We start from the raw sequence: 24,286 nt of genomic DNA on the forward strand, positions 1-24,286 counted from the left end.
CCGCCGCGCACGCCGTAGACTGCGGGGTCGCATGATGCAGGACGGGGGGAGATGCTGCCAGGTTGGGTACTGCTGCTGGTGTCGGTGGGCTACGCCGCACTGCTGTTCGCGGTGGCGTGGCTGGGCGACCGCTATCCGCTCTACCCACAGCGGCCATGGCTGCGTCCGGTGGTCTACAGCCTGGCGTTGGCGGTGTACTGCTCGTCGTGGACGTTCTACGGCGCAGTCGGCACCGCGGTGCGCTCTGGCCTCGGCTACCTGCCCATCTATCTCGGTCCGCTGCTGTTGCTGCTGTTCGGCTGGCGCATCCTCGAACGGCTGGCGCTGATCGCGCAGACGCAGAACACGGTCTCGATCGCCGACTTCATCGCCTCGCGCTTCGGCCGCTCGCAGCGCCTGGCCGCGCTGGTGGCGGCGATCGCGATCATCGCCGCGGTGCCCTACCTCGCGCTGCAATTCAAGGCGGTGGCGATCAGCCTCGGCGTGCTCGGCGGGCAGGGCGAAACGACGTTGCTGGGCGATCCCGCGCTATACGTCGCGGCGCTGATGGCACTGTTCGCGATCCTGTTCGGCACGCGCGAAGTGGATGCCACCGAGCACCGGCCGGGCATGATGCTGGCGGTCGCGCTGGAATCACTGGTGAAACTGGTGGCGCTGGTGGCGGTGGGCGTGTTCGCGATGGGTTGGCTGGGCGCGCGCGAACTGCCGCTGGTCGATGCCACGCGCGCACTGGTGCAGCACGCGCCGCCTGTGGGCTTCGTGGGGCAGACGCTGCTGGCGTTCGCGGCGATCGTCTGCCTGCCGCGCCAGTTCCACGTGGCGGTGGTGGAATGCGGCGACGTGGCCGACATCCGCAAGGCGCGCTGGATGTTCGGCGCCTACCTGGTGGTGGTGACGCTGATGGTGCTGCCGATCGCCGGCGCGGGCGTTGCCCTGTTCGGCCGCGAAGGCACGGTGAGCGCCGACAGCTTCGTGCTGGCGCTGCCGCTGGCCGAGAACCGCGACATGCTGGCGCTGTTCGCCTATATCGGCGGCTTTTCCGCCGCGACCGGCATGGTGATCGTGGCCAGCGTTGCGCTGGCGACGATGGTCAGCAACGATCTGGTGATGCCGCCATTGCTGCGGCGTGGCTGGGCGCAGCGCCATGGCGGCAACGTCGCCTCGCTGGTGCTGTGGGTGCGGCGCGCCGCGATCGTCGTGCTGGCGGCGCTGGCCTACGGGTACTACCGCGCCAGCGGCAGCGACACTGCGCTTGCCGCCTACGGGCTGATGGCGTTCGCCGCGGTCGCGCAATTCGCCCCGGCGCTGATCGGCGGCCTGTACTGGCGCGGCGCCAGCAGGCAAGGCGCTGAAGCGGGCCTGCTGATCGGGTTCGCGGTCTGGGTGTACACGCTGCTGCTGCCCACCATCACCGATGCCGGCTGGCTCGACAGTCGCTGGCTGGTGGACGGGCCGTTCGGCATCGGCTGGCTGCGGCCGCGGCAACTGTTCGGCCTGGGCGGCTGGGACCCGCTGACGCACGGCACGTTCTGGTCGCTGCTGCTGAACATCGGGGCATTCCTGCTGGTGTCGGCGCGCTGGCGGCCGACACTCGACGACCATCTGCGCGCCGAACCCTTCCTCGACCCCTACGCGCGGCGCAATCCACTGGCAGGCGGCGACTGGGCCGGCAATGTGCAGGTCGGCGACCTGGTGGTGCTGGCGACGCGCATCCTGGGCGAGCGCGCCACCCTGCGCGCGTTCCGCGAGCACGCGGCGGCGCAGGGCCGGGAACTGCTGCCCGCCACGCCGGCGGACCGGGTATGGATCCAGTTCACCGAGCGCCTCCTGGCGTCGGCCGTCGGCGCCGCATCGGCGCGACTGGTACTGACCAGCGTGTTGAAAGGCTCCGGCATGAGCGTGGCCGAAGTGGTCGCGATGCTGGACGAGGCCGGGCAGAACCTGCGCTTCAACCGCGAGATCCTGTCGTCCACGCTCGACAACATCGACCAGGGCGTGAGCGTGGTCGATGGCGACATGCGCCTGGTCGCGTGGAACCGTCGCTACCAGCAATTGTTCGGCTTTCCCGACGGCATGCTCTACGTCGGCCGCCCCGTCGCCGACCTGATCCGCCACAACGCCGAACGCGGCGAACTGGGCGAACTGGGCGAAGCCGACATCGCCGCGCAGGTGGAACGCCGCATCGCCTACATGCGCGCCGGTTCGCCACACGTCTCGCAGCGCATGCTCGGCAACGGCCGCGTGCTGGAACTGCGCGGACAGCCGCTGCCCGGCGGCGGCTACGTCACCAGCTACAGCGACGTCACCGACTACAAGCGCGTCGAAGGCGAGCTGCGCGAGGTCAACGAGACCCTGGAGCAGCGCGTCGCCGAGCGCACGCGCGAAGCGGAAGTGGCGCAGGAATCGCGCTCGCGCTTCCTGACCGCGGTCAGCCACGACGTGCTGCAGCCGCTCAACGCGGCGCGGCTGTTCGCCTCGGCGATGCGCGAGTCGCCGGAAGGCGAGGAGCAGCGCAGGCTGGCTGAACGCGTCGATGCGTCGCTGCGTGCCGCCGAGGAATTGCTGGATGGGCTGCTGGACGTGTCGCGGCTGGATGCCGGCGCGCTGCGCCCGGAGATCACCGACTTCGATGCCGGCGAACTGCTGCGACAGCTGGCGGCGCAGTCGGCGCCGATGGCCGCCGCGCGCAACATCCGCGTGCGCGTGCATGCGCCGTCGCTGGTGGTGCGCAGCGACCGCCGCCTGCTGCGCCGGGTGCTGCAGAACTTCCTGGCCAATGCCCTGCGCTACACCCCCAGCGGTCGCATCGTGCTGGCCGCGCGACGGCGCGGCGGTTCGGTCGCGCTGCAGGTCTGGGACACCGGCCCGGGCATCCCCGAACACCACATGCGCCAGATCTACGACGAGTTCCACCGTTACGAGCAACCCTTCGACTGGGACGGGCGCGGCCTGGGCCTGGGCCTGTCGATCTGCCAGCGCATCTCGCGGCTGCTGGACCACAAACTGGATGCGCGCAGCCGCGTGGGCAGCGGCAGCATGTTCTCGATCGTGGTGCCACGGGGCGACGCCGCGCGCGTGCCCGTCGCACGGCCCACGACGACACAGGCATCCGGCCTCGACGACTCGCTGGCGGGGTTGCGCGTGCTGTGCGTGGACAACGATCCCGACATTCTCGCCGGCATGGAGACCCTGCTCGGCCGCTGGCGAGTGGACGTGTCCTGCGCGACCACGGTCGACGAGGCCCTGCAACACACGAGGCGCCAGCGTCCCGACGTGCTGCTGGTCGATTACCACCTGCACGACCGGCTCGATGGCCTCGATACGCTCGACGCACTGCGCAGTGCCGCACCGGGCGTGCCCGGCGCGCTGCTGACCGCCGACGGCAGCGATACCTTGAAGCAGGCCGCGCGCGATCGCGGCTATCGCGTTCTGACAAAGCCGGTCAAGCCGGCGTCGCTGCGCGCGTTCCTGCAGGCGCAGCGGCCACACACGCCGCCGTCAGGCTGAGGTCTCCACGCCGTTGTCGTCTTCGGGTGGCACCACGGTATCGGGATCGACCGCCAACCTGCCTGCCATCAGCACGGCCTGGGTGCGGTTGGATGCGCCCAGCTTGCGCAGGATGGCGCTCATGTGCGCCTTGATGGTCGCTTCGGACACGCCGAGCTCGTAGCCGATCTGCTTGTTGAGCAAGCCGGACCCGAGCATCTGCAGCACGCGGAACTGCTGCGGGGTGAGTCCACGGATGCGAGCGGCCACGTCGTGCTCGTCGGCACTCGCGGGCGGGGCCGTCGAGACGCCCTCGGGCACCCAGCGCTCGCCGTCCATCACCTGCCGCAGCGCGCGCGCGAGGGTCTCGGCATCGGACGACTTCGGGATGAAACCCATCGCGCCGTGGTCGAGCGCGCGACGCATCACCGACGGCTCCTCCTGCGCCGACACCATCACCACCGGCAGCTGTGGATGCTGGGCGCGCAGGTGCACCAGCGCGCTGAAGCCTTGCGCGCCGGGCATGTTGAGGTCGAGCAGCAACAGGTCGGCGTCGGCGTGCGCGTCCACCATTGCGTACAGCGCGGTGGCGTTGTCGGCCTCGTGCAGCGTGGCGCCGGGGACCACCCGCGCGACCACGCCGCGAAGCGCTTCACGGAACAGCGGATGGTCGTCGGCGATGAGCAGGGTGGCCATGCAGCGCGATGATCACCCGATCCGCCGATGCTTGACCAGCGAATCGACCACCGACGGGTCCGCCAGCGTGCTGGTGTCGCCCAGCTGGTCGGGCGCGTTTTCGGCGATCTTGCGCAGGATGCGGCGCATGATCTTGCCCGAACGCGTCTTCGGCAGGCCCGGAGCCCACTGCAGGAAATCGGGCGAGGCGATCGGCCCGATCTCCTTGCGCACGTGCTGCACAAGCTCCTTCAGCAGTTCGTCGCTTTCCTGTTCGCCGGCGATCAGCGTGACATAGGCGTAGATGCCCTGGCCCTTGATGTCGTGCGGGAACCCCACCACCGCCGCCTCGGCCACCTTGGGGTGCGAGACCAGTGCGCTTTCCACCTCGGCGGTGCCGATGCGGTGGCCGGAGACGTTGATCACGTCGTCGACGCGGCCGGTGATCCAGTAGTAGCCGTCGGCGTCGCGACGACAGCCATCGCCGGTGAAGTAGGTGCCCGGATAGGTCTTGAAGTACGTATCGATGAAACGCTGGTGGTCGCCGTAGACCGTGCGCATCTGCCCCGGCCAGGAATCGAGCAGCACCAGGTTGCCATCGACCGCGCCTTCCAGCCGCGTGCCGTTGGCGTCGACCAGCGCCGGCTGCACGCCCGGCAGCGGCAATGTCGCCGAACCGGGCTTGAGGTCGGTGGCGCCGGGCAGCGGCGAGATCAATGCGCCGCCCGTTTCGGTCTGCCACCAGGTATCGACGATCGGCAACCGCGAATCGCCGACCACGTCGTGGTACCAGCGCCAGGCCTCGGGATTGATCGGCTCGCCCACCGTACCCAGCAGGCGCAGCGAGGCACGCGAGGCCTTCTTCACCGGGGCGTCGCCTTCGCGCATCAGCGCGCGGATCGCGGTGGGGGCGGTGTAGAAGATGGTGACCTTGTGCTTGTCCACCACGTCCCAGAAGCGCGAGACGTCGGGATAGTTCGGCACGCCCTCGAACATCACCGCGGTGGCACCGTTGGCCAGCGGGCCGTACACGATGTAGGTATGCCCGGTGACCCAGCCGACGTCGGCCGTGCACCAGTAGATGTCGCTGTCCTTCAGGTCGAACACCACTTCGTGGGTGTAGCTGGCGTAGACCAGGTAACCACCGGTGGTATGCAACACGCCCTTCGGCTTGCCGGTGCTGCCCGAGGTGTAGAGGATGAACAGCGGGTCCTCGGCATTCATGCGCTCGGGTTCGCACGTCTCCGGCTGCGCATCGACCACGGCGTCGTACCAGCGGTCGCGCGGCATCTGCATGTCCACCGCGCCGCCGGTATGGCGCACCACCAGCACGGTCTCCACGGTGGTGGTGCCCGGCAGCTTCAGCGCCGCGTCCACGTTCGCCTTCAGCGGCACCTTCCTGCCGCCGCGCACGCCTTCGTCGGCGGTGATGATGAGCTTCGAGGCGCAGTCGGACACGCGGTCGGCGATGGAGGTGGGCGAGAAGCCGCCGAACACCACCGAATGGATCGCGCCGATGCGTGCGCAGGCCAGCATCGCCACCGCCGCCTCGACGATCATCGGCAGGTAGATGGTCACGCGATCGCCCTTCTGCACGCCCAGTGCGCGCAGGGCGTTGGCCAGCTTGCACACGCGCTGGTGCAGTTCGCGGTAGCTGACGTGCTTCGCCGGCGTGGCCGGATCGTCCGCCTCCCAGACCAGCGCGGTCTTGTCGGCGCGCGTGGCGAGGTGGCGGTCGAGGCAGTTCACGCTGGCATTGAGTTCGCCGTCGCCGTACCAGCGGATGCGGAAATCCTCCAGCGCGTAGCTGACGTCGCGGATCTGCGTGGGCTTGCGATACCAGTCGATGCGGTTGGCCACCTCGCCCCAGAACGCATCCGGATCGTCCACGGAGGCCTGGTACTGGCGCTGGTACTCGGCCTTGTCGATGCCTGCCCTGGCCGCGAACGCGGCATCCACCTTGTACACGTCTGTCATGTCGCCCTCCCGAAGCGCAGTGTCGTGCCGAATGTTTCCGGCGATGCCTCGAGTGTGCAACATCCCGGCATGTTGCATCGCATCACACGCCTTAGACGATGGTCGAAAACCGGCCCGTCTCCGACCAAAGACGAATAGGCGCATCGCCGCATCGCGCGCAGCCTCGACGGTGTTCCGATGACCGCCGATTTCTCTGGGAGGGGAAAGATGACGCTACGCAATTGCCGACGGCCACTGGTGCTGGCCTTGTCCCTCGCACTGGCTGCACCCGGCCTCGCCTTCGCGCAGACCGCGAAGGAACGCGAGCTGGAGGCGCGCATCGCGCAACTCGAGGCACAGGTGCAAGCCCTGCTGCAATCGCAACAGCAGCAACAGGTCACGCTGGAACAGACACAGACGCGTCTGGACGAAGTGGCCGTGGCGCAGCCACCCGCCCTGCCTGCCGGCAGCCAGCCGATCCAGGCCACCACCATCACGCCCGGCGCGAACCCCGGAACGGCCTTCACCCTCGGCGGCATGATCCGCATCGACGGCATGGCCACCAAGACCACCGATGGCGACATCGCCAAGGGTACCGCGGGCCGAGACTTCTACGTGCCCGGCGCGATTCCGGTCGGCGGCGATGGCCCCGATACCTACCTCGACGGACACGGCAAGTTCTCGCGCCTGTGGTTCGATGCCAGCACCACGCTCGAGTCCGGCGACAAGCTGGGCGCGCGCGTGGAACTGGACTTCTTCGGCGGCGCGCTGGGCAACACCGCGGCCACCAATACCTACGGTGCCACGCTGCGCCACGTGTACCTGACGTACAACAACTGGCTGGTCGGCCAGACCTGGTCCAACTTCATGGATACCGCGGCACTGCTGGACTCGGTCGACTTCGTCGGCCCCACGGACGCGGTGGTGTTCGTGCGCCAGCCGCAGGTCCGCTACACCAGCGGGCCGTGGACCGTATCGATCGAAAGCCCGGAGACCACGGTGCAGCCCTTCGGCGGCGGCGCCCGCGTGGTCACCGGCGACAACAGCGTGCCCGACGTCACCGCGCGCTACACCCACCGGGGTGACTGGGGCCACTTCAGCGTCGCCGGCCTGGTGCGCCAGCTCAAGCATGAGCCGGTTCCCGGCAACCGCAGTTCCGACACCGGCTTCGGCGCCACCGTCAGCGGCCTGGTCAAGCTGGGCAGCAGCACCGACTTCCGCTACCAGGCCACCGCCGGCGAAGGCATCGGGCGCTACATCGGACTGGCCACGGTGCAGCAGGACGCGATTGCCGACGCCGCCGGCGACATCGACGCGCTGGGCGGCTGGGCGGCCTATGCCGGCCTGCGCCAGGTGTTCTCGCCTGCGCTGCGCGGCAACCTCTACTACGCGACCTCGCGCTGGGACAACGACACCGCACTTACCGGCCTGGCCGTCACCCGCAAGGTGCAGTCGCTGCATGCCAACCTGATCTGGTCGCCGGCACCGAAGCTCGATTTCGGCGTGGAGGCGATCTGGGGCGAACGCACGCTCGAGTCCGGCGCCGACGGCGAGCTGATGCGCATCCACACCATGGCGCGCTACAGCTTCTGATCGACTTGGCGGCGGCAGGAGAGCCCTGTCGCCGCGGTTCCGCAACGCTGCCCAACCCGGCCGTGCGCCCGCACTGCCCTTCGCCACTCCATCCGTCTGACCGGGGACACACGCATGTCAGAGAAATCCGCAAGCAATTACTGGAAAGCCAACCTCAGGATCATCTTCATCTGCATGGGGATCTGGGCGCTGGTGTCGTTCGGCTTCGGCATCCTGCTGCGGCCGATGCTGGCCGGGATCCCGGTCGGCGGCACCGATCTCGGGTTCTGGTTCGCGCAGCAGGGTTCGATCCTCGTGTTCATCGCCCTGATCTTCTTCTACACCTGGTACATGAACCGGCTCGATCGCGAGTACGGCGTGGACGAGCAATAAGGACCCGCGACCATGGACCAGTTCACCACCAACCTCATCTTCGTCGTCGGCTCGTTCCTGTTGTACATCGGGATCGCGATCTGGGCGCGCGCCGGTTCCACCTCCGAGTTCTACGCCGCCGGACGCGGCGTCAACCCGATCGTCAACGGCGCCGCCACCGCGGCCGACTGGATGTCAGCGGCGTCCTTCATCTCGATGGCCGGCCTGATCGCCTTCGTCGGCTACGGCAACTCCACCTACCTGATGGGCTGGACCGGCGGCTACGTGCTGCTGGCGTTGTTGCTGGCACCGTACCTGCGAAAGTTCGGTCGCTTCACCGTGCCGGACTTCATCGGTGACCGCTTCTACAGCCGCACCGCGCGACTGGTGGCGGTGGCATCGCTGCTGATCATGTCGATCACCTACGTGATCGGGCAGATGACCGGCGCCGGCGTGGCGTTCTCGCGCTTCCTCGAAGTGGACGCGACCACCGGCCTGATGATCGCGTCGGGCGTGGTGTTCGTGTACGCGGTGCTCGGCGGCATGAAGGGCATCACCTACACCCAGCTGGCGCAGTACGTCGTGCTGATCATCGCCTACACCATCCCGGCGGTGTTCATCTCGATGCAGCTCACGGGTAACGCCATCCCGCAGCTGGGCCTGTTCTCCACCCATACCGAATCGGGCCTGCCGCTGCTGGCCAAGCTGGACCAGGTGCTGCAGGAACTCGGCTTCCAGGACTACACCGGCCACCACGGTTCGACGCTCAACATGGTGCTCTTCACCATGTCGCTGATGATCGGCACCGCGGGCCTGCCGCACGTGATCATCCGTTTCTTCACCGTGCCCAAGGTGTCCGACGCGCGCAAGTCCGCGGGCTGGGCGCTGGTGTTCATCGCGCTGCTGTACACCGTGGCCCCGGCCGTGGGTGCGATGGCGCGACTGAACATCATCACCACGATCTACCCGGAAGGCACCGAGGCCACGTCGATCAGCTACGAGGCGCGCCCCGACTGGATGCACAACTGGGAGCAGACCGGCCTGCTGAAGTTCGAGGACCTCAACGGCGATGGCCGCATCCAGTACTACAACGCCGCCAACGAGGAGTTCGCCGCGGTCGCCGAATCGCGCGGCTGGGCGGGCAACGAGATGGTGACGTTCAACCAGGACATCCTGGTGCTGGCCAATCCGGAGATCGCGCAGTTGCCCGGCTGGGTGATCGGCCTGATCGCAGCGGGCGGCCTGGCGGCCGCGCTGTCCACCGCGGCAGGCCTGTTGCTGGCCATCTCGTCGGCGATCAGCCATGACCTGATCAAATCCACCTTCAAACCGAACATCAGCGAGAAGGGGGAGCTGCTGGCGGCCCGCATCTCGATGGCAGGTGCGATCGTGGTGGCGACCTGGCTGGGGCTCAATCCACCAGGATTCGCGGCGCAAACCGTGGCGCTCGCATTCGGGTTGGCGGCCTCGTCGCTGTTCCCGGCGATCATGATGGGCATCTTCTACAAGCGGATGAACTCCACCGGTGCCATCGTCGGCATGCTGGTAGGCCTGGTCTCGACCTGCCTGTACATCTTCACGTACCTGGGCTGGTTCTTCATCCCCGAGACCAACATGCTGCCCAACACGCCCGACAACTGGCTGTTCGGCATCTCTCCGCTGTCGTTCGGTGCGGTCGGCGCGCTGCTCAACTTCATCGCCGCCTACATCACGATGCGCGTCACCAAGCCGACGCCGGAACGCATCCAGCACCTGGTCGAAAGCATCCGCGTCCCCCGCGGTGCGGGTGTCGCCGTGGATCACTGACCACGGTCGCCGCAGCACCTTCGGCCCGCCTCCGCCATGCCGGTGGCGGGCCGTTTCTTTTCCCGCTGGCGCATGTCGATGCGATGATGTCCGCCGTCGTGCCCGGCGGTGGTCCACGCCCTCCTCCAACCCAGGGACACCTTCATGCTGCTCGAGTTCATCGCCATCATCGCCGCGGGGTTCGGACTGGGCGGCGTGGTGCTGGCCCTCAACGTCGCGCTGCGCAAGCGGCTCCCGGGATGGCTGATACCTGCGGCCGCGGGCGCCGGCATGCTGGCGATGGCGATCTGGCTGGAGTATTCGTGGCTGGAGCGCGCGCGCGGCGCCTTCCCGCCCGAAGTGGAAGTGGCCTCGACCAACGAGGTGCGCAGCTGGTACCGCCCGTGGACCTACGTAGTGCCGCTGAGCAATCGCCTGATCGCGATCGACCATCGTTTCGAACGCCGCAACCCGGCGATGCCACGGCAGGTACTGGTGCGCGTGCTGCTGGTCGGTCGCTGGGAGCCGACGCGGCAGTTCGCCGCGGTGTTCGACTGCGCGGGCCATCGCCGTGCGGACTTCATGGACCAGGTGGAGTTCGAAGACGACGGCAGCCTGCGCAATGCGCGCTGGCAGCCGTTACAGCCGGACGATCGCGTGTTGCAGGCGGCGTGCCGCGACTGACCTTCGCTTGCCCCCGTCCAGCGCCTGGTCGCATTCACCGCCGATGCCTCGACTGTTGCGAAGCGGGTGATCGCGGCAGGGCCCGTTGGTACCGCGGCGACGCGTTCGTGAAAAGTCCACTCAGCGTGGCGGCGCCGCCAACTCCCGGGCATCGAGATAGCCGTCGCCGTTGGCATCCTGCTTGCGGAAGCGTTCGGCCAGCCGCGCGCGATGCACTTCACGGGTAATCGCCGCGCCCTTGCCGCCCGGTAGTTCGTCGGCCGTCAGCACGCCATCGCCGTTGCGATCCATCTGGTCGAAGGCGTAGCTCATCCAGTCGAGGTATTCCGGCAGCGATACACGACCATCGCCGTCGGTGTCCATCTTCGCCAGGTACTCGCTGGTCTGTTCGACCTGCGCCGAGGTGGCGAAGGGCAGGACCAAGAGGGCGGCAACGCATGCGCACATGCGCTGGCCAGGCCCGCGTCGATCGGCACCGTTGCGTTCCAGGGGCGAGAAGCGTGGTGCCGCACCTGCTGGCACCACACGGCGGGGCGCGACGGGCACGACCTCGACCCCCGCGCGGCTTACGCGCGGACCGACTGCAGCCGGTAACCCTTCAGCCTTGCCGCGTACTCCTGCAGCGCTCGATTTCCGCTCGCTTCGGCTTCACGACACCAGGCCTGCAGGTTCTGCAGGGTTTCGGACGCATTGTGGGTGCGCGCCTCCAGCACGGCGGCCAGCCGGCGGCGATGCTCGACCAGGGTCTGGATGCGCGGACGCTGCGCCACCCAGTCCTGCAGCTGCTCACGCGCCTCGGGCTTGAGCCAGCGGCCATCGTCCACCAGTCCCTTCCGATGCTGGCGGGGCAGCAGGGAACGCAGCTTGGCGCCCGCCGCTCGCGCTTCCTCGCGCAACGCCGGCTTGAGCACGTTGCGCTGGTAGTCGGTCATGGCATGGAAGCGGTGCGCCAGCAATGCCTTCAGCGTATCGGCGTCAGGCACGTGGATGTTCGGACGCACGTCCAGCGACGGCGCCACCCGCAGCACCTTGGCCAGGCCCACGGCCTGCAGGCCCTTGATCGTGGCCCAGCCGATGTCGAACTCCCACTTGCGCAGGGCGAACTTGGCCGAGGACGGGAAGGCATGGTGGTTGTTGTGCAGTTCCTCGCCGCCGATCCAGACGCCCCACGGCGTCAGGTTGGTGGCGGTATCGGTGGTCTCGAAATTGCGGTAGCCCCACCAGTGGCCCAGGCCATTGACCACGCCGGCGGCCCAGAACGGGATCCACGCCATCTGGATCGCCCAGATCGCGATGCCGGCGAAGCCGAACAGGGCGAAGCTGATGAACAGCAGCAGGGTCGGACCCAGCGTGGCATGCGGGGTGTAGAGCTTGCGCTCGATCCAGTCGTCCGGCGCACCCTTGCCGTACTGCTCGATGTCGCCGCGCATGCCGCGCGCCTCGCGGTACAACTCCACGCCCTGCCAGAACACGGTCTTGATGCCCTTGTGCATCGGGCTGTGCGGATCTTCCTCGGTCTCGCACTTGGCGTGGTGCTTGCGGTGGATCGCCACCCACTCCTTGGTGATCATCGACGTGGTCAGCCACGTCCAGAACCGGAAGAAGTGTGCGAGCACCGGATGGAAATCGACGCCACGGTGCGCCTGGCTGCGATGCAGGTACAGCGTGACCGAGAAGATCGTCAGCTGGGTCGCGACCAGGAAATAAAGGACCAGCGACCAGAAGCCGAACTGCAGCAGGCCACCGGAGAGGAAATCGAGCAGGGAAGCGGGCATGGGCATGTCAATGCGGTGTGAACCCATCCATGATGGGGCCCTGTCCGACCGAATGCCATCCCTTCGCGGGCGTATGGCGATTCCTGTTCATGTGTGCAATCAACATCTTGCACGTGGCACGGCCCGGCCCCACGCTGGCACCATGCCGGAGCTCCCCGAAGTCGAGACCACCCGTCGCGGGATCGCCCCCCACGTGGCGGGCCGCCGCGTGATGGCCGTCACCCTGCGCCGCGCAAACCTGCGCTGGCCGATCCCGGACGAGGTGACGCGGCTGCTGCCGGGCCAGCGCATCGACGGCGTGCGCCGGCGCGCGAAGTACCTGCTGCTGGACACCGCCGCCGGCAGCGCCCTGCTGCACCTGGGCATGTCCGGCAGCCTGCGGGTCGTGCCCGCCGCCACGCCAGTGCGCGGCCACGACCACGTCGACATCGTGCTCGAAGGCAACGGGCCCGGCCCGGGCCAGGCGCTGCGCTTCAACGATCCGCGCCGCTTCGGCTGCCTGCTGTGGCAAGCACCGGGCGAGGTGCATGCGTTGCTGCGCGGCCTTGGCCCGGAACCGCTGTCGGAGGATTTCGACGGCGACCAGTTGTTCTCCCGCAGCCGCGGTCGCAGCACGCCGGTCAAGGCGTTCCTGATGGACCAGCGGATCGTGGTGGGCGTGGGCAACATCTATGCCGCCGAGGCGCTGTTCGCCGCCGGCATCTCCCCGCTGCGCGCGGCAGGCAAGGTTTCGCGCGAGCGCTATGCGCGGCTGGCCCGCGAGGTCAAGCGCATCCTGGCCCACGCCATCCAGCGCGGCGGCACCACCCTGCGCGACTTCCTGGCGCCCGATGGCGCACCGGGCTACTTCGAGCAGGAGCTGGCCGCCTATGGCCGCGGCGGCGAACCCTGCCCACGCTGCGCAAGGCCGTTGAAGGAAGCCTGGCTGGCCCAGCGGGCCACCGTGTGGTGCGGCCACTGCCAGCGGTAAGGCGGATGGGTGCGCGTGAAGAACCGTGCTTCACGGTATAGTCGCTGCTGCATCGAGGGGACCTGGATGGCTGATTCCGCCGACATCACACTCTGGCTGGATGCCGCGCGCGGCGGCGACCGGGGCGCGCTCGACCAGGTGCTGGCCACGCTGTACCAGGAACTGCATTCGATGGCCCGCCGGCAGCTGTCCGGACAGCTGGGCCACACGCTGGATGCCACCGCCCTGGTGCACGAGGCTTACCTGAAACTGGTCGGCCGCCGCGAGATCAAGTTCGACGACCGCGCCCACTTCTTCGCCTATGCCGCCTCGGCGATGCGCAGCGTGGTGGTGGACTACGCCCGGCAGCGCCTGGCGCAGAAGCGCGGCGGCGACCTGCACCGCGTCACCGACCTGCCGCAGGACCTCGAAGGCGGGCTGCGCCTGGACGAAGACATGCTGGCGCTCGATACCGCCCTGACGCGGCTGGCCGGCGTGGACGAGCGCCTCGCCCATGTGGTGGAACTGCGCTATTTCGCCGGCCTGTCGGAAGCCGAGATCGCCACCCTGATGGACCGCTCCGAGCGCAGCATCCGCCGCGACTGGCAGAAGGCGCGCATGTTCCTGCTGGCGGCGTTGAAGGATTCCTGAGCCTGCGGGCAACGGGCGGCAACGGATGACGCGTCGCACGCATTGCCCGGCCACGCTTCCTTGGATCCAGGCTTCCCCTGTGAATGCTTGTGGAAGCGGGAGTGGCGGTGGTCCGGGACGACGCCTGATGCGGCCGCGACCTGCGTGCCCTCCCCCCCTGCCCTCTCCCGCGGGCGGGAGAGGGGGAGTGATCATCGCGCTGTGCGCGACACTCTAGTTTTATGGACACGGAACGCTGGCAACGATTGTCCCCGCTGATCGACGCCCTGCTCGAGCTGGACGATGCCGAGCGCGCGCGCAGCCTGGCGTCGATGCGGGAGGAAGACCCGCGGCTGGCCGAGGACCTGGAGGAGCTGCTGGCGCTGGAGGCGATGGGCGACGACATGCTGTCCGAGCCGCTGATGCCGCCCAATGCCGGCATCGTGCACGGCACCACCATTGGTCCCTATGAGCTGGACCGGCTGCTCGGCGAAGGCGGCATGGGGCAGGTCTGGCTGGCGCGTCGCGCCGACGGCCTCTACCAGCGCCGGGTCGCACTGAAGCTGCTGCGGCCCGGCATCGCCGACCCCAGCCTGCGCCTGCGTTTCACCCGCGAACGGCAGATCCTGGCGCGGCTGGAGCATCCGCATATCGCGCGCCTGCTGGACGCGGGCATCAGCAGCGACCAGCAGCCGTACCTCGCGCTGGAATTCGTCGAAGGCGAGCCGATCACCGACTGGTGCCGCGCGCGGCAGCCCGACACCGAAACCCGCGTGCGCCTGTTCCTGCAGGTCTGCGACGCGGTGAGCCACGCCCACACCAACCTCATCGTCCATCGCGACCTGAAGCCGTCGAACATCCTGGTCACGCCACTGGACGAAGTAAGACTGCTGGATTTCGGCATCGCCAAGCTGCTCGACACGGCCGAGTCGCCGGACAATACGCGCACCGGCCTGCGCACCTTCACCCTGCACTATGCCGCGCCGGAACAGATCCGCGGCGAACCGGTCACCACCATGACCGACGTGTACTCGCTGGGCGTGGTGCTGTACGAACTGCTGGCCGACCAGAAGCCCTACCAGCTCAAGCACCCCAGCGATGCGCAGTGGGAAGAGGCGATCGTCAACGTCGATCCCTTGCGCCCCTCGCAGATGCTGCAGCGCGGACTGGAAGTGGCCGACAACCCGCCGGCATTGCGCCGCCGGATGCACGACGTGTCCGGCGACCTCGACAACATCGTGCTCAAGGCGCTGTCGAAGACCCCCGAGCAGCGCTACCCCTCGGTGGAGGCCCTGGCACTGGACCTCCAGCGCCACCTCGACGGCAAGCCCGTGCATGCGCGTCCGCAAAGCGTTGCGTACCGCCTGCGCAAGTACGTGCGACGGCACCGCTGGGCGCTGGCGACCGGAGGCATCGTCACCGCGGTGCTGCTGGCGGCGATCGGCGTCGTCGCCTGGCAGGCGCGCCAGGCGATCGGCGAAAACGCACGCGCGCAGGCGATGCAGAGCTTCGTGGTGGCGCTGTTCGAGAACGCAGGCAATGCGCCGGGGACGGCACCGCTGGACGTCCGCCAACTGCTGGCCGCAGGCGTGCAGCGCGGCGAGCGCGAGTTGTCGCAGCAACCGCTCGTGCGCGCGGAGCTGTTCGGCTTGATCGCACGGCTGCGCCTCGGGCTGGGCGACTACGAAGAAGCACTGGAGTTGCTGCAGCAACAGGCCCTGATCATGGAGACCGTCGATGGCGCACCCGACAGCCTGCGGCTGCAGGCGGCCGCGGACATGGGCCGGACGATGCGACTGATGGGCGGGCAATCCGACTGCGTCACGACGATGGCGCCGCTGTTGCCGCTGGCCATGCGCACCGATCGCCGGCTGCCCGTGCTGTCGTCGGATTTCTACTCGCAACTCGGCCGTTGCCAACGCGATGCAGGCGACATCGAGGCGGCACGCGTGCTGTTCCTGCGCTCGCTTGCCCTGCGCCGCGACCCGCTGCGCAGCGACGTCGGCATCGTCGAGAACCTCGCCGACCTGGCCGGCCTGCACAGCGCGACGGGCGACAGCGTGCGCGCGCTCGACGAGACGCGCGCGGCCCTGTCACTGCTGCGCAGCAGCGTCGGCGAACGCCATCCGCTGGGCATCGAGCTGCTTCGCAACCTGTGCGCGCTGCAGCGCGAGCAAAGCGACATCCGTGGCGCGGAGCGCGACTGCGCGCAGGCGCTGGCACTGGCGATGGACGTCCACGGCCCGCAGCACCACGCCACCATCGATGCGCGCCGGCAACTGGCCGCGATCCATGTCGACCAGGGACGCTATGCCGAAGCCGAGGCCGAATTCCGGGACACGCTGGCCTGGCTGGTGGCGCGACTCGGCACGAACAACCCCGACGTCGCCCGCAACTACAACAGCCTCGGCATCGTGGCCTGGGAGCGTGGCGAGCTGGATGCCGCCCTGGGCTACTTGTCGCAGGCCGTCGCCAGCTGGCGCGATGCGAACCGGCCGACGATGTTCGCTTCCGTGCTGTTCAACCAGGCGATGGTGTTGCACGACGCCGGGCGCGCGCGGGAAGCGCGACTGATGCTGGAGGAAGTACTGCGCATACGCCGCGAGGCCTTCGGCCCACGCCATGGACTGGTGGGCGATACCTTGCGCCTGCGGGGCGAAGTGGATGCAGCGCTCGGCGACACCGATGGCGCGCGCAACGCCCTGCAGGAGGCCGTGGCCATCACCAGGGAGGGCTACGGCGCACGCCACTCGCACGCCTACCGCGCGCAGGTATCGCTGGCCGCGTTCTCCGCCTCGCGTGGCGACATCGTCGCCCGCTCCCAGCTCGACCGCATCGGCGCCCTTCCCGAGGACGACCAGGAACTGCGCAAGACCATCTGGCTGGCGCGCGCCTACGCCGCGCAAGCGCGCTGCGACGGGAATGAACGACAGGTGGCGCTGGCCACGCTGCAGGCGCTCGACGCCACCCTGCTGGCGGAAATGCCCGAAGGCGGCTCGGTTGCCCGACAGATCCGCGCGCTACGCGCCGGCTGCGTCGCCGGCGCCACCACGCGACCCTAGGTGTGTCACCCCGGGCGCGCGCGGAGACCGCGCACGCAAAGCGAGGACCGTGGCCGGGCGCACCAGGTCGCACACCGGGCGTCAGATCGGCAGTGGCGGCTGCACGGGTTCGATGGTCCCCTCGCCGCGCGCGATGCGCTTGAACTCGGCGCGGCTGACCGACACGTAGCGCTCGTTGCCGCCGATCTCCACCTGCGGCCCGTCGCTGACCGCACGCCCGGCATCGTCCACGCGCACGGTCATCGTCGCTTTCTTGCCGGTGTGGCAGATGGTCTTGATCTCCTGCATCTCGTCCGCCCAGGCCAGCAGGTACTGGCTGCCCTCGAACAGCTCGCCGCGGAAGTCGGTGCGCAGCCCGTAGCAGAGCACAGGGATGCGCAGCGCATCCACCACGTCCGACAACTGCCACGCCTGCGCACGCGTCAGGAATTGCGCCTCGTCCACCAGCACGCAGTGCAATGCGCCGTGCGCGGCGATATCCCCCGCCACCAGTGCCTGCAGGTCGTGCCCGCGATCGAACGCCAGCCCTTCCGCCCGCAGGCCGATGCGCGATGCCACCGTGCCGCTACCGGCACGGTGGTCGAGGCGCGGCGTCAGGATCAGCACGCGCATGCCGCGCTCGCGGTAGTTGTGCGCCGACTGCAGCAGCGTGGTCGTCTTCCCGGCGTTCATCGCCGAGTAGTAGAAGTACAGCTTGGCCATGGCGCGTAGTGTACGTAAGCCCGTCCCGCCGGGCAGGGGCCAAGCACCGTTGCCAAGGCGGCCACCGCCCCGGATCCCTGCCAGCGCCGAAACGCAGCAACCGTGACAGCGCCAGCCGTCAATCCTCAATCATCATCACCCGGCCGCGGGTCGCGCACGGGCTGCAGTTCGCTGGCATCCACGCGCCCACGCGCCGGCGCGCGCCAGATCTCGTCCTGCAGCTGCCAGTAGTGCTCAGGCTCCCAGTATTCCTTGGCGTAATACTGCTCGCCGCTCAGGGTCATCCCGGTACCAGCCATCGGCCCGGTGTGAGGAATGATCGTCAGGTTGCCGACGAAACCGGTACGGCTGCCGGTGGTACGCCGCCGCTCCCTGCGCAGCACGGCCTCCAGTCTGGGCTTGGCCACCTCGTCGCCGTACTCGGCATAGACGTCCTGCCCGCGTGCAATGGCGGCGACACGCTCGGCCTCGTCCATCTCGTTCCAGTAGCGCTCGCGCATCACGATGAAGTCGTGGTACAGGCGCTCGCCGGCGAGGTCCATCCAGACATACCCCATCACACGGTCGCGGTCCACACCGTTACCGCGCCAGTACATCTCGCCCAGCATCGCCTGCGATGCCTTGTCCGCGTAGCGCGCGGCGCGATGGAAATAAGTAGCGGCCAGCTCATGGTTTCCAGCCTCGTAGGCGCGCACGCCCTCTCCCCGCCAGCGCAGGTCCGGGTGTGCGGCCAGGAAGCCCTCCGTGAGCACCGCCGGATCGATCCCGGGTGGCTTGCCCGACTCATTGGCGGACACGGGTCCAGCGAGTGCGGCAAGCAACGCCGCCAGGCACAGCAAACGCGGATTCAGCATGATTCCTTCCCGGAGTTTTCCATCGTGATCGAACGTTACAGCGGCCACCCACGCGTCAGGAAGCGCCTGAAGTCATGGTGACCGAAGTCATTGCACCGATGAGTCAGGCCAGCAGCAACTAGCAGAGACGCGGCGGAGGGCCGAACCGTCGCAAGCCTGTCCCCGCCACCCGCCCACGCTAGAATGCGCGCCGGAACTCGCCGCAGCCCGCAATGTCCCTCAATCCCCAGCAAAGCGCCGCAGTGATGCGCTGCGACGGCCCCATGCTCGTGCTTGCCGGTGCCGGCAGCGGCAAGACGCGGGTGATCGTCGAGAAGATCGCGCACCTCATCCAGTCCGGCCGCTATCCGGCCAGGCGCATCGCCGCGATCACCTTCACCAACAAGTCGGCGAAGGAAATGCGCGAGCGCGTGGCCAGGCGCATCAAGGGCGACGCGGCCGAAGGGCTTACCCTCTGCACCTTCCATGCGCTGGGCCTGCGCATCCTGCAGGTCGAGCACGAGAAGGTCGGCCTGCGTCGCGGCTTTTCCATCTTCGACAGCGACGACACCCTGGCGCAACTCAAGGACCTGATGCCCGGCGCCAAGCCCGATGCGGTGCAGGCGATGCAATCGCTGGTGTCGAACATCAAGAACGCCGGGCTGTCGCCGGAACAGGCGGCCGAAGCCGCACGCAGTGCGCGCGAGCATGAGGCTGCCTCGCTGTACGCGCGCTACCAGTCGCGCCTGGCCGCGTTCAACGCGGTGGACTTCGACGACCTGATCCGCCTGCCGGTGCAGCTGCTGGAAACCGACGCCGAGGCCATCGCCGCCTGGCGCGAACGCATCGGCTACCTGCTGGTGGACGAGTGCCAGGACACCAACGATGCGCAATACCGCCTGCTCAAGGCGCTGGCCGGCCCCAGGGCCAACTTCACCTGCGTGGGCGACGACGACCAGAGCATCTACGCCTGGCGCGGCGCCAACCCCGAAAACCTGGCGCAGATGGCACGCGACTATCCCGCGCTGGCGGTGGTGAAACTGGAGCAGAACTACCGCTGCAGCAACCGCGTACTGCGCACCGCCAACGCGCTGATCGCCAACAATCCGCATGAACACCCGAAGACGCTGTGGAGCGCGAACGCCGACGGCGAACGCATCCGCGTCTGGGAATGCCGCGATGCCGCACACGAGGCCGAGCGCGTGGCGGCCGAGATCCAGTTCCAGCACAGCCTGCACGAAGCGCCGTGGAGCGAATTCTGCATCCTGTTCCGCGGCAACCACCAGTCGCGCGCGCTGGAGAAGGCGCTGCAGCTGCTGCGCATCCCCTACCACCTCAGCGGCGGCACCGCCTTCCTCGACCGCGGCGAAGTGAAGGATGCACTGTCGTGGCTGCGGCTGGTCGCCAATCCCGATGACGACTCGGCCTTCCTGCGCGCGGTGCAGTCGCCCAACCGCGGCGTTGGCCAAACCTCGCTGGCGAAGCTGGCGGAACTGGCGCGGCACGCCCACCTGCCGCTGTCGCGCGCGGCGGAGTCCATCGGCCTGCTCAAGCAATTGCAGCCGCGCGTGGCCAACGCACTGGGCGCTTTCAGCGACATCGTGCGCAGCCTGCGCGCCGACGCCAACCATCTGCCGCCGACCGAGCTGGTGCGCAAGCTCAACGAGAAATCCGGCTTGCTGGCCGCGCTGCGCGAACAGTGCAAGAGCGACGAGCTGTTCCGCATCCGCCGTGGCAACCTCGACGAACTGGCCGACTGGTTCGAAGGCGCCGGCAACAATCGCGCACGCGGTGCGGGTCCCGGCGAACTCGCCGCACAGCTCGCCCTGCTCAGCCACGCCGACAAGGGCGACCCCGGCAACCAGGTGCGGCTGATGAGCCTGCACGCGGCGAAGGGCCTGGAGTTCCGTTTCGTCTTCATCGTCGGCATGGACGACAACACCCTGCCGCACGAGGCCAGCCTCGACGAAGGCCGTCTCGACGAAGAACGCCGCCTGCTCTACGTGGGCATCACCCGCGCCAAGGAACAGCTGTGGCTGTCTTACGCGCTGGAGGCCCAACGCTGGGGCACGAAGCTGAAACTCGCGCCCAGCCGTTTCTTCGAGGAACTCCCTGCGGCCGAACTGCAGCGCGATGGTGCCGATCCAGTGGCCGATGCCGCACGCAAGCAGGTGCGCGCGCAGGTGGGGTTCGCCAACATCCGCGCGTTGCTGGACGACTGACGCCAGTCACAACAGACGCCCACGCGTTCCCGCACCGCGAAGCAAATCCGGGCGATCATGCGCGCAGCGTATCCCCCGGAAGCCCGACACCCCGTGAAACCCCTCTTCGTCGCAGTCGGCATCGCGCTCGCGCTCTATACCTGCCTCGCCGCCGTCCGCGGCGAGGTCATCGCGAAGTACGGGGCGGGCATGCGCCGTGTGCGCCGCGACGAATCCGTCGGCGACTTCCGGGCCGTCATCGCGATCTACGCCGCCCTCGCACTGGCGCTGGTCTTCTGGTTCTGAGCACCGGCGGCGATGCCGTGCATCATTCGGCATCGCCATCCAGCAGGCGGGCGATGTGGGCCCGCAACTCGGCCACCTCGGCTTCCAGCGCGGCCACGCGTGCTTCGAGCGCCTGCCGCTCGCCGGGCGCAATCGTCGCCTGTGCTGCGCCAGGGCGGTCGGTTGGCGGCACGGCCACCGGCACGTCGCCGCACAGCAGGTGCGCATAGCGGTCCTCGCGCTGGCTGGACGCGCGCGGTACCTGTGCGACCAGCGCGGGCACGCGCTGCATCAGGCGTTCCAGGTGGTGGCGCACGTCGTCGATGTCGGCGAATGCGTGCAGGCGTTCGCTGCGGGCCAGCAGTTCGTGCGCGGTCTGCGCGCCGCGCAGCAGCAGCAGGGCCACCAGCGCCACCTGCGGGCGCGGCAGGCCCAGGCCGGCGTCGGCGCGATGCTCGTAGCGCTCGGCGCGCGACGAGAACACCTGCTTCGCCAGTCCCTTGCGCTCCAGCGCGCGCAGCGCGTGGTGGACGGCGCCGGGATCGAGCGACAGCACCGGCTCGCGCGCGGTCTTCTGGTTGGCCGCCGCATGCGCGGCATTGACGGTCAACGGGTAGGCATCCGGGGTGGTCGCCTGCTTCTCGACCAGGCAACCCAGCACGCGGGCTTCGGCAGGTGTCAACGGCAGTGTGGTGGCTGTTTCGTCCATGGTCCCATCGCATGTCATGTCACCGCTGGTCAGGGTAACCGAGGCAGGCTACCCGCACCGGCGCGGACACCAAGGCGTGCAACCCCCCCGTGGCACACTGTCGCAGTCAACCCTCCGACCAGACGGTGCAACGCCCATGGCCCTACGTCGTTTCCTCGCCCTCCCGCTGATCCTCGCCCTCGCCGCCTGTGCACAATTGCCCACGACGCCGTCGGCCGCGCAGCCGGCACGCCAGGCAGCCGAATCGCAGGTCACCGAGATCAAGGCCCTGTCGGCGATCCCGGACGTGCTCGCCCAGGGCGATGTGCGACGCACGCTGCTGGTGCTGGACATCGACGACACCCTGCTCACCTCGAAGGTGTTCTTCGGCAGCGACCGCTGGTACGAGTGGCAGAAGTCGCTTTCGCCCGGCGACCCCGGCCACGTGCCCTGCAAGTTCGACGTGATCGCGCTGAACTACGAAGCCGGCACCCAGGTCGCGACCGAAGGCGCGGCAGGGCGCGACCTCATCAACAGCCTGCAGGTGGACACGTTGATGCAGACTGCCCGCAACCCCGGCTACCGTGGCGGCACCATCCGCGAGCTGCAGGCCGCTGGCTACGCGCTGCCGCGCATGCTCGGTCCCACGCCCAACGGCGTCAGCTTCGATTTCCGCCTGCGGCCGCATGCCGACCCGACCACCCTCACCTACCAGGACGGCGTGATGATGCTGTCGGGGCAGGACAAGGGCGAAACCCTGCTGTCCCTGTTCCGGCTGCTCGGACTGGATTACGACCGCGTGGTGCTGGTGGACGACGGCAAGCGCAACATCGACAACATGCAGGCGGCGCTGGCCCGTGCCGGCATCGATTACCACGGACTCTGGTACACCCGGATCGACAAGACCGTGGACGCCGACGCCGCCAGCGAGGGCGCCGAGGGCTGGGCCGCCACCCGGGCGTGGCTGCAGGCGGTGTTCCCGGAGCGCCTGCAGCGGATGGAAGCGGGGCAATGTTTCTATTGATCCGGCCGCAGCCATCATCGACCATATAAATCAATGACTTGAAGTTGAATAATTCAGGTGTTGCATTAGATTTCACGCCGCGCTAACCTGCGTCGGCCACAACACAAGTCCTCCGGCTTTGCCGGATTCAGCGGGAAACCATCGGTTTCCCGTTTTTTTTGGCACCGGTGCCCGGAACCGGCCCGCCGCGGTTGCCCGTGCCGCATCCGCCCGCCAAGATGCGGGCCAGGGGACACACCGGGACTACCTGCATGGCACGATCCACCGTCGCCGCCTTCCTGCTGGCCAGCCTGTTGGTACCGCTGGCCGCCTGCGGCTGGGGCGACCGCCCGGGCCAGGACCGCTTCCAGCCGGGGGGCGCCACTCCGGTCGAGGCCGTGCGCGAGCTCAACGCCCACCTTGTCTCCGGCGACCTTGCCGCCTTCGCGACCGATGCGGTTCCGCCCGGGCTGCATGCCCGGCTCGACACCGCCTGGCGCGAAGGGCGCACCCGCTGGCCGCTGGACGAACTGCCGCTGTCGGACACCCATCCGCGGGCCTTGGCCGCATTGACCGTCGACGACGCCGAAACGTCGCTGCAGGGCACGTTCGACCGCCAGTTCGCCAACGCCGCCGGCGAGTTGCGCCAGGCCGCGACGGCGCTCGGCCTGTTCGCGGTGCAGTTCATCCAGCAGCACGGCGAATACAGCGACACCGAACGCGAGCACCTCTCGCAGGTCGTCGCCGCGCTCAGCGCCTGGGCGGCCGAAGCGCCACTGCACGATCGCAAGCGTGCCGCGCAGGCCATCACCCTGCTCACCGTGGCCGCGCGGCAGGCGCGGCTGGACAGCGCCGAAGACTTCGCTGCCGCCGGCATCGACGCGGCGTTGCAACGCCTCCGTCCCGTGGTGACCGCCGGCAAGCAGGCGATGGCGCTCTACGGGCTGGACCTGGATGCCGACATCGCCACCATGGACGTCACCCTGCAATCGCAGACCGGCGATACCGCGAACGTGCGCCTGCAGTACACGCTCGCCGACCAGCCGATCGACGTGGTAGTGGATGTGGAGCGGCGCGACGGGCGCTGGTACGTCAGCGACTTCGTGGCGAATGCGGAAGCCGCCGTGGCGGCTGGCCCCGATGCCCGACCGGAACCGGACACAAGCGATACCGCGCCATCCGGATCGCGGTAGCACTTGATCGGAAGGAAACGGTCGGCAACCATCGCGGGGACGCTGCGCCGCCCATGCAGTGCCGCCACACGCCACCGGCACCTGGCGTCATCGCTCCGGGGGCCGGCGTCCCGCCAATGCCACCGTGCTTCGCAAGCCCATTTATCAGGAGGCCCCATGCGTACCTTGCTCGTCACCTCGATCGCAGCCATCGCAATCCTCGCTGCCGCAGCTGCCACGTCGGTTGCATCCCAGCCGGCCCCTGCCACCTTCGAGCAATGCGCCATGCTGCTGCCGCAAGGCAAGATCTACACATTCGAGATCACCGGCAGCGTCGATACCACCGCCCAGGCAGCCACGCTCTCCGGCGAACTGTCGGTGTCCGACGGCACGCAGGTCGATCGTTCCGACGAGAGCGCGGCCTTCGGCCAGTGCGTCGCACGGCTGCTCAGGTAG

At 68.6% G+C, this 24,286-nt stretch carries 20 protein-coding genes; 13 read left to right on the top strand and 7 right to left on the bottom strand.

Features of this window, described 5'->3' with window-relative positions; genetic code table 11:
- Positions 1–51 precede the first annotated feature (51 nt).
- Entirely contained in the window at positions 52–3,507 is a 3,456-nt protein-coding gene (locus E2F46_RS12565) for a hybrid sensor histidine kinase/response regulator (RefSeq protein ID WP_133322577.1), read from the top strand.
- Here the strand turns inward: E2F46_RS12565 and E2F46_RS12570 are convergent.
- Together E2F46_RS12570 and acs are read right to left on the bottom strand one after the other, a co-directional pair.
- Entirely contained in the window at positions 3,499–4,182 is a 684-nt protein-coding gene (locus tag E2F46_RS12570; RefSeq protein WP_133322579.1) for a response regulator transcription factor, read from the bottom strand. The genes E2F46_RS12565 and E2F46_RS12570 overlap by 9 nt on opposite strands.
- Positions 4,183–4,194: 12 nt before the next feature.
- Entirely contained in the window at positions 4,195–6,138 is a 1,944-nt protein-coding gene (acs, locus tag E2F46_RS12575; protein ID WP_133322581.1) for an acetate--CoA ligase, read from the bottom strand.
- A gap of 207 nt (positions 6,139–6,345) precedes the next feature.
- Here acs and E2F46_RS12580 point away from each other — a divergent pair, with 207 nt between their 5' ends.
- The 4 genes from E2F46_RS12580 (at position 6,346) to E2F46_RS12595 (ending at position 10,530) form a co-directional block, all read left to right on the top strand.
- Complete coding sequence (locus E2F46_RS12580) at positions 6,346–7,710, top strand: DcaP family trimeric outer membrane transporter (protein ID WP_133322583.1); 1,365 nt, start codon at positions 6,346–6,348, stop codon at positions 7,708–7,710.
- Between the two features lie 114 nt (positions 7,711–7,824).
- The gene (locus E2F46_RS12585; protein WP_133322585.1) at positions 7,825–8,082 is read left to right on the top strand and encodes a DUF4212 domain-containing protein; all 258 of its coding nucleotides are present in this window, start codon (positions 7,825–7,827) and stop codon (positions 8,080–8,082) included.
- Between the two features lie 12 nt (positions 8,083–8,094).
- Positions 8,095–9,867 (top strand): sodium:solute symporter family protein, encoded by a 1,773-nt coding sequence (locus E2F46_RS12590; RefSeq protein ID WP_133322587.1) that lies wholly within the window; start codon positions 8,095–8,097, stop codon positions 9,865–9,867.
- Positions 9,868–10,011: 144 nt separating this feature from the next.
- A complete protein-coding gene (locus E2F46_RS12595) occupies positions 10,012–10,530 on the top strand; it encodes a hypothetical protein (protein WP_133322589.1) in 519 nt (172 codons plus the stop codon).
- A 120-nt stretch (positions 10,531–10,650) separates the two neighbouring features.
- Here the strand turns inward: E2F46_RS12595 and E2F46_RS12600 are convergent, their stop codons facing one another.
- Together E2F46_RS12600 and E2F46_RS12605 are read right to left on the bottom strand one after the other, a co-directional pair.
- The gene (locus tag E2F46_RS12600) at positions 10,651–10,977 is read right to left on the bottom strand and encodes an EF-hand domain-containing protein (protein ID WP_133322591.1); all 327 of its coding nucleotides are present in this window, start codon (positions 10,975–10,977) and stop codon (positions 10,651–10,653) included.
- Between the two features lie 119 nt (positions 10,978–11,096).
- Complete coding sequence (locus E2F46_RS12605; protein ID WP_425599834.1) at positions 11,097–12,311, bottom strand: DesA family fatty acid desaturase; 1,215 nt, start codon at positions 12,309–12,311, stop codon at positions 11,097–11,099.
- A 136-nt stretch (positions 12,312–12,447) separates the two neighbouring features.
- On the opposite strand from E2F46_RS12605, the gene mutM reads away from it, so the two are divergent.
- The 3 genes from mutM to E2F46_RS12620 all read left to right on the top strand — a co-directional run bounded on the left by mutM (position 12,448) and on the right by E2F46_RS12620 (position 16,946).
- On the top strand, positions 12,448–13,275 hold the full coding sequence (gene mutM, locus E2F46_RS12610; RefSeq protein ID WP_133322595.1) for a bifunctional DNA-formamidopyrimidine glycosylase/DNA-(apurinic or apyrimidinic site) lyase: 828 nt from the start codon (positions 12,448–12,450) through the stop codon (positions 13,273–13,275).
- 66 nt (positions 13,276–13,341) lie between these two features.
- Positions 13,342–13,905: an ECF-type sigma factor gene (locus E2F46_RS12615; protein WP_133322597.1), complete on the top strand. Its 564-nt coding sequence runs from the start codon at positions 13,342–13,344 to the stop codon at positions 13,903–13,905.
- A 221-nt stretch (positions 13,906–14,126) separates the two neighbouring features.
- Positions 14,127–16,946 (top strand): protein kinase domain-containing protein, encoded by a 2,820-nt coding sequence (locus E2F46_RS12620; protein ID WP_133322599.1) that lies wholly within the window; start codon positions 14,127–14,129, stop codon positions 16,944–16,946.
- Between the two features lie 81 nt (positions 16,947–17,027).
- Here the strand turns inward: E2F46_RS12620 and E2F46_RS12625 are convergent, their stop codons facing one another.
- On the bottom strand, positions 17,028–17,648 hold the full coding sequence (locus E2F46_RS12625; protein WP_133322600.1) for a thymidine kinase: 621 nt from the start codon (positions 17,646–17,648) through the stop codon (positions 17,028–17,030).
- 125 nt (positions 17,649–17,773) lie between these two features.
- Positions 17,774–18,502 carry an SEL1-like repeat protein gene (locus E2F46_RS12630; protein WP_133322601.1) on the bottom strand — a complete coding sequence of 243 codons (729 nt, stop codon included), beginning with the start codon at positions 18,500–18,502 and terminating at the stop codon, positions 17,774–17,776.
- Positions 18,503–18,714: 212 nt separating this feature from the next.
- Here E2F46_RS12630 and E2F46_RS12635 point away from each other — a divergent pair, with 212 nt between their 5' ends.
- Together E2F46_RS12635 and E2F46_RS12640 are read left to right on the top strand one after the other, a co-directional pair.
- Positions 18,715–20,703, top strand: a complete 1,989-nt coding sequence (locus tag E2F46_RS12635) for a UvrD-helicase domain-containing protein (RefSeq protein WP_133322602.1) — start codon at positions 18,715–18,717, stop codon at positions 20,701–20,703.
- A 93-nt stretch (positions 20,704–20,796) separates the two neighbouring features.
- Entirely contained in the window at positions 20,797–20,988 is a 192-nt protein-coding gene (locus E2F46_RS12640; protein WP_133322603.1) for a hypothetical protein, read from the top strand.
- Positions 20,989–21,010: 22 nt separating this feature from the next.
- On the opposite strand, the gene E2F46_RS12645 is transcribed toward E2F46_RS12640, so the two are convergent.
- The gene (locus tag E2F46_RS12645; protein ID WP_133322604.1) at positions 21,011–21,676 is read right to left on the bottom strand and encodes a YceH family protein; all 666 of its coding nucleotides are present in this window, start codon (positions 21,674–21,676) and stop codon (positions 21,011–21,013) included.
- 136 nt (positions 21,677–21,812) lie between these two features.
- Here E2F46_RS12645 and E2F46_RS12650 point away from each other — a divergent pair, with 136 nt between their 5' ends.
- From E2F46_RS12650 to E2F46_RS12660, 3 genes are all read left to right on the top strand, one after another.
- The gene (locus tag E2F46_RS12650) at positions 21,813–22,679 is read left to right on the top strand and encodes a DUF2608 domain-containing protein (protein ID WP_165967465.1); all 867 of its coding nucleotides are present in this window, start codon (positions 21,813–21,815) and stop codon (positions 22,677–22,679) included.
- Between the two features lie 251 nt (positions 22,680–22,930).
- A complete protein-coding gene (locus tag E2F46_RS12655) occupies positions 22,931–23,851 on the top strand; it encodes a hypothetical protein (protein WP_133322606.1) in 921 nt (306 codons plus the stop codon).
- Positions 23,852–24,007: 156 nt separating this feature from the next.
- Positions 24,008–24,286, top strand: a complete 279-nt coding sequence (locus E2F46_RS12660) for a hypothetical protein (RefSeq protein ID WP_133322607.1) — start codon at positions 24,008–24,010, stop codon at positions 24,284–24,286.

It is taken from the genome of Luteimonas aestuarii (assembly GCF_004357985.1).
Taxonomy (GTDB): domain Bacteria; phylum Pseudomonadota; class Gammaproteobacteria; order Xanthomonadales; family Xanthomonadaceae; genus Luteimonas; species Luteimonas aestuarii.

Bases quoted from the DNA above. Each gene is read 5' to 3' on its own strand.
- E2F46_RS12565 (WP_133322577.1), top strand. From the start codon at position 52: ATGCTGCCAGGTTGGGTACTGCTGCTGGTGTCGGTGGGCTACGCCGCA.
- E2F46_RS12570 (WP_133322579.1), bottom strand. From the start codon at position 4,182: ATGGCCACCCTGCTCATCGCCGACGACCATCCGCTGTTCCGTGAAGCG.
- acs (WP_133322581.1), bottom strand. From the start codon at position 6,138: ATGACAGACGTGTACAAGGTGGATGCCGCGTTCGCGGCCAGGGCAGGC.
- E2F46_RS12580 (WP_133322583.1), top strand. From the start codon at position 6,346: ATGACGCTACGCAATTGCCGACGGCCACTGGTGCTGGCCTTGTCCCTC.
- E2F46_RS12585 (WP_133322585.1), top strand. From the start codon at position 7,825: ATGTCAGAGAAATCCGCAAGCAATTACTGGAAAGCCAACCTCAGGATC.
- E2F46_RS12590 (WP_133322587.1), top strand. From the start codon at position 8,095: ATGGACCAGTTCACCACCAACCTCATCTTCGTCGTCGGCTCGTTCCTG.
- E2F46_RS12595 (WP_133322589.1), top strand. From the start codon at position 10,012: ATGCTGCTCGAGTTCATCGCCATCATCGCCGCGGGGTTCGGACTGGGC.
- E2F46_RS12600 (WP_133322591.1), bottom strand. From the start codon at position 10,977: ATGTGCGCATGCGTTGCCGCCCTCTTGGTCCTGCCCTTCGCCACCTCG.
- E2F46_RS12605 (WP_425599834.1), bottom strand. From the start codon at position 12,311: ATGCCCATGCCCGCTTCCCTGCTCGATTTCCTCTCCGGTGGCCTGCTG.
- mutM (WP_133322595.1), top strand. From the start codon at position 12,448: ATGCCGGAGCTCCCCGAAGTCGAGACCACCCGTCGCGGGATCGCCCCC.
- E2F46_RS12615 (WP_133322597.1), top strand. From the start codon at position 13,342: ATGGCTGATTCCGCCGACATCACACTCTGGCTGGATGCCGCGCGCGGC.
- E2F46_RS12620 (WP_133322599.1), top strand. From the start codon at position 14,127: ATGGACACGGAACGCTGGCAACGATTGTCCCCGCTGATCGACGCCCTG.
- E2F46_RS12625 (WP_133322600.1), bottom strand. From the start codon at position 17,648: ATGGCCAAGCTGTACTTCTACTACTCGGCGATGAACGCCGGGAAGACG.
- E2F46_RS12630 (WP_133322601.1), bottom strand. From the start codon at position 18,502: ATGCTGAATCCGCGTTTGCTGTGCCTGGCGGCGTTGCTTGCCGCACTC.
- E2F46_RS12635 (WP_133322602.1), top strand. From the start codon at position 18,715: ATGTCCCTCAATCCCCAGCAAAGCGCCGCAGTGATGCGCTGCGACGGC.
- E2F46_RS12645 (WP_133322604.1), bottom strand. From the start codon at position 21,676: ATGGACGAAACAGCCACCACACTGCCGTTGACACCTGCCGAAGCCCGC.
- E2F46_RS12650 (WP_165967465.1), top strand. From the start codon at position 21,813: ATGGCCCTACGTCGTTTCCTCGCCCTCCCGCTGATCCTCGCCCTCGCC.
- E2F46_RS12655 (WP_133322606.1), top strand. From the start codon at position 22,931: ATGGCACGATCCACCGTCGCCGCCTTCCTGCTGGCCAGCCTGTTGGTA.
- E2F46_RS12660 (WP_133322607.1), top strand. From the start codon at position 24,008: ATGCGTACCTTGCTCGTCACCTCGATCGCAGCCATCGCAATCCTCGCT.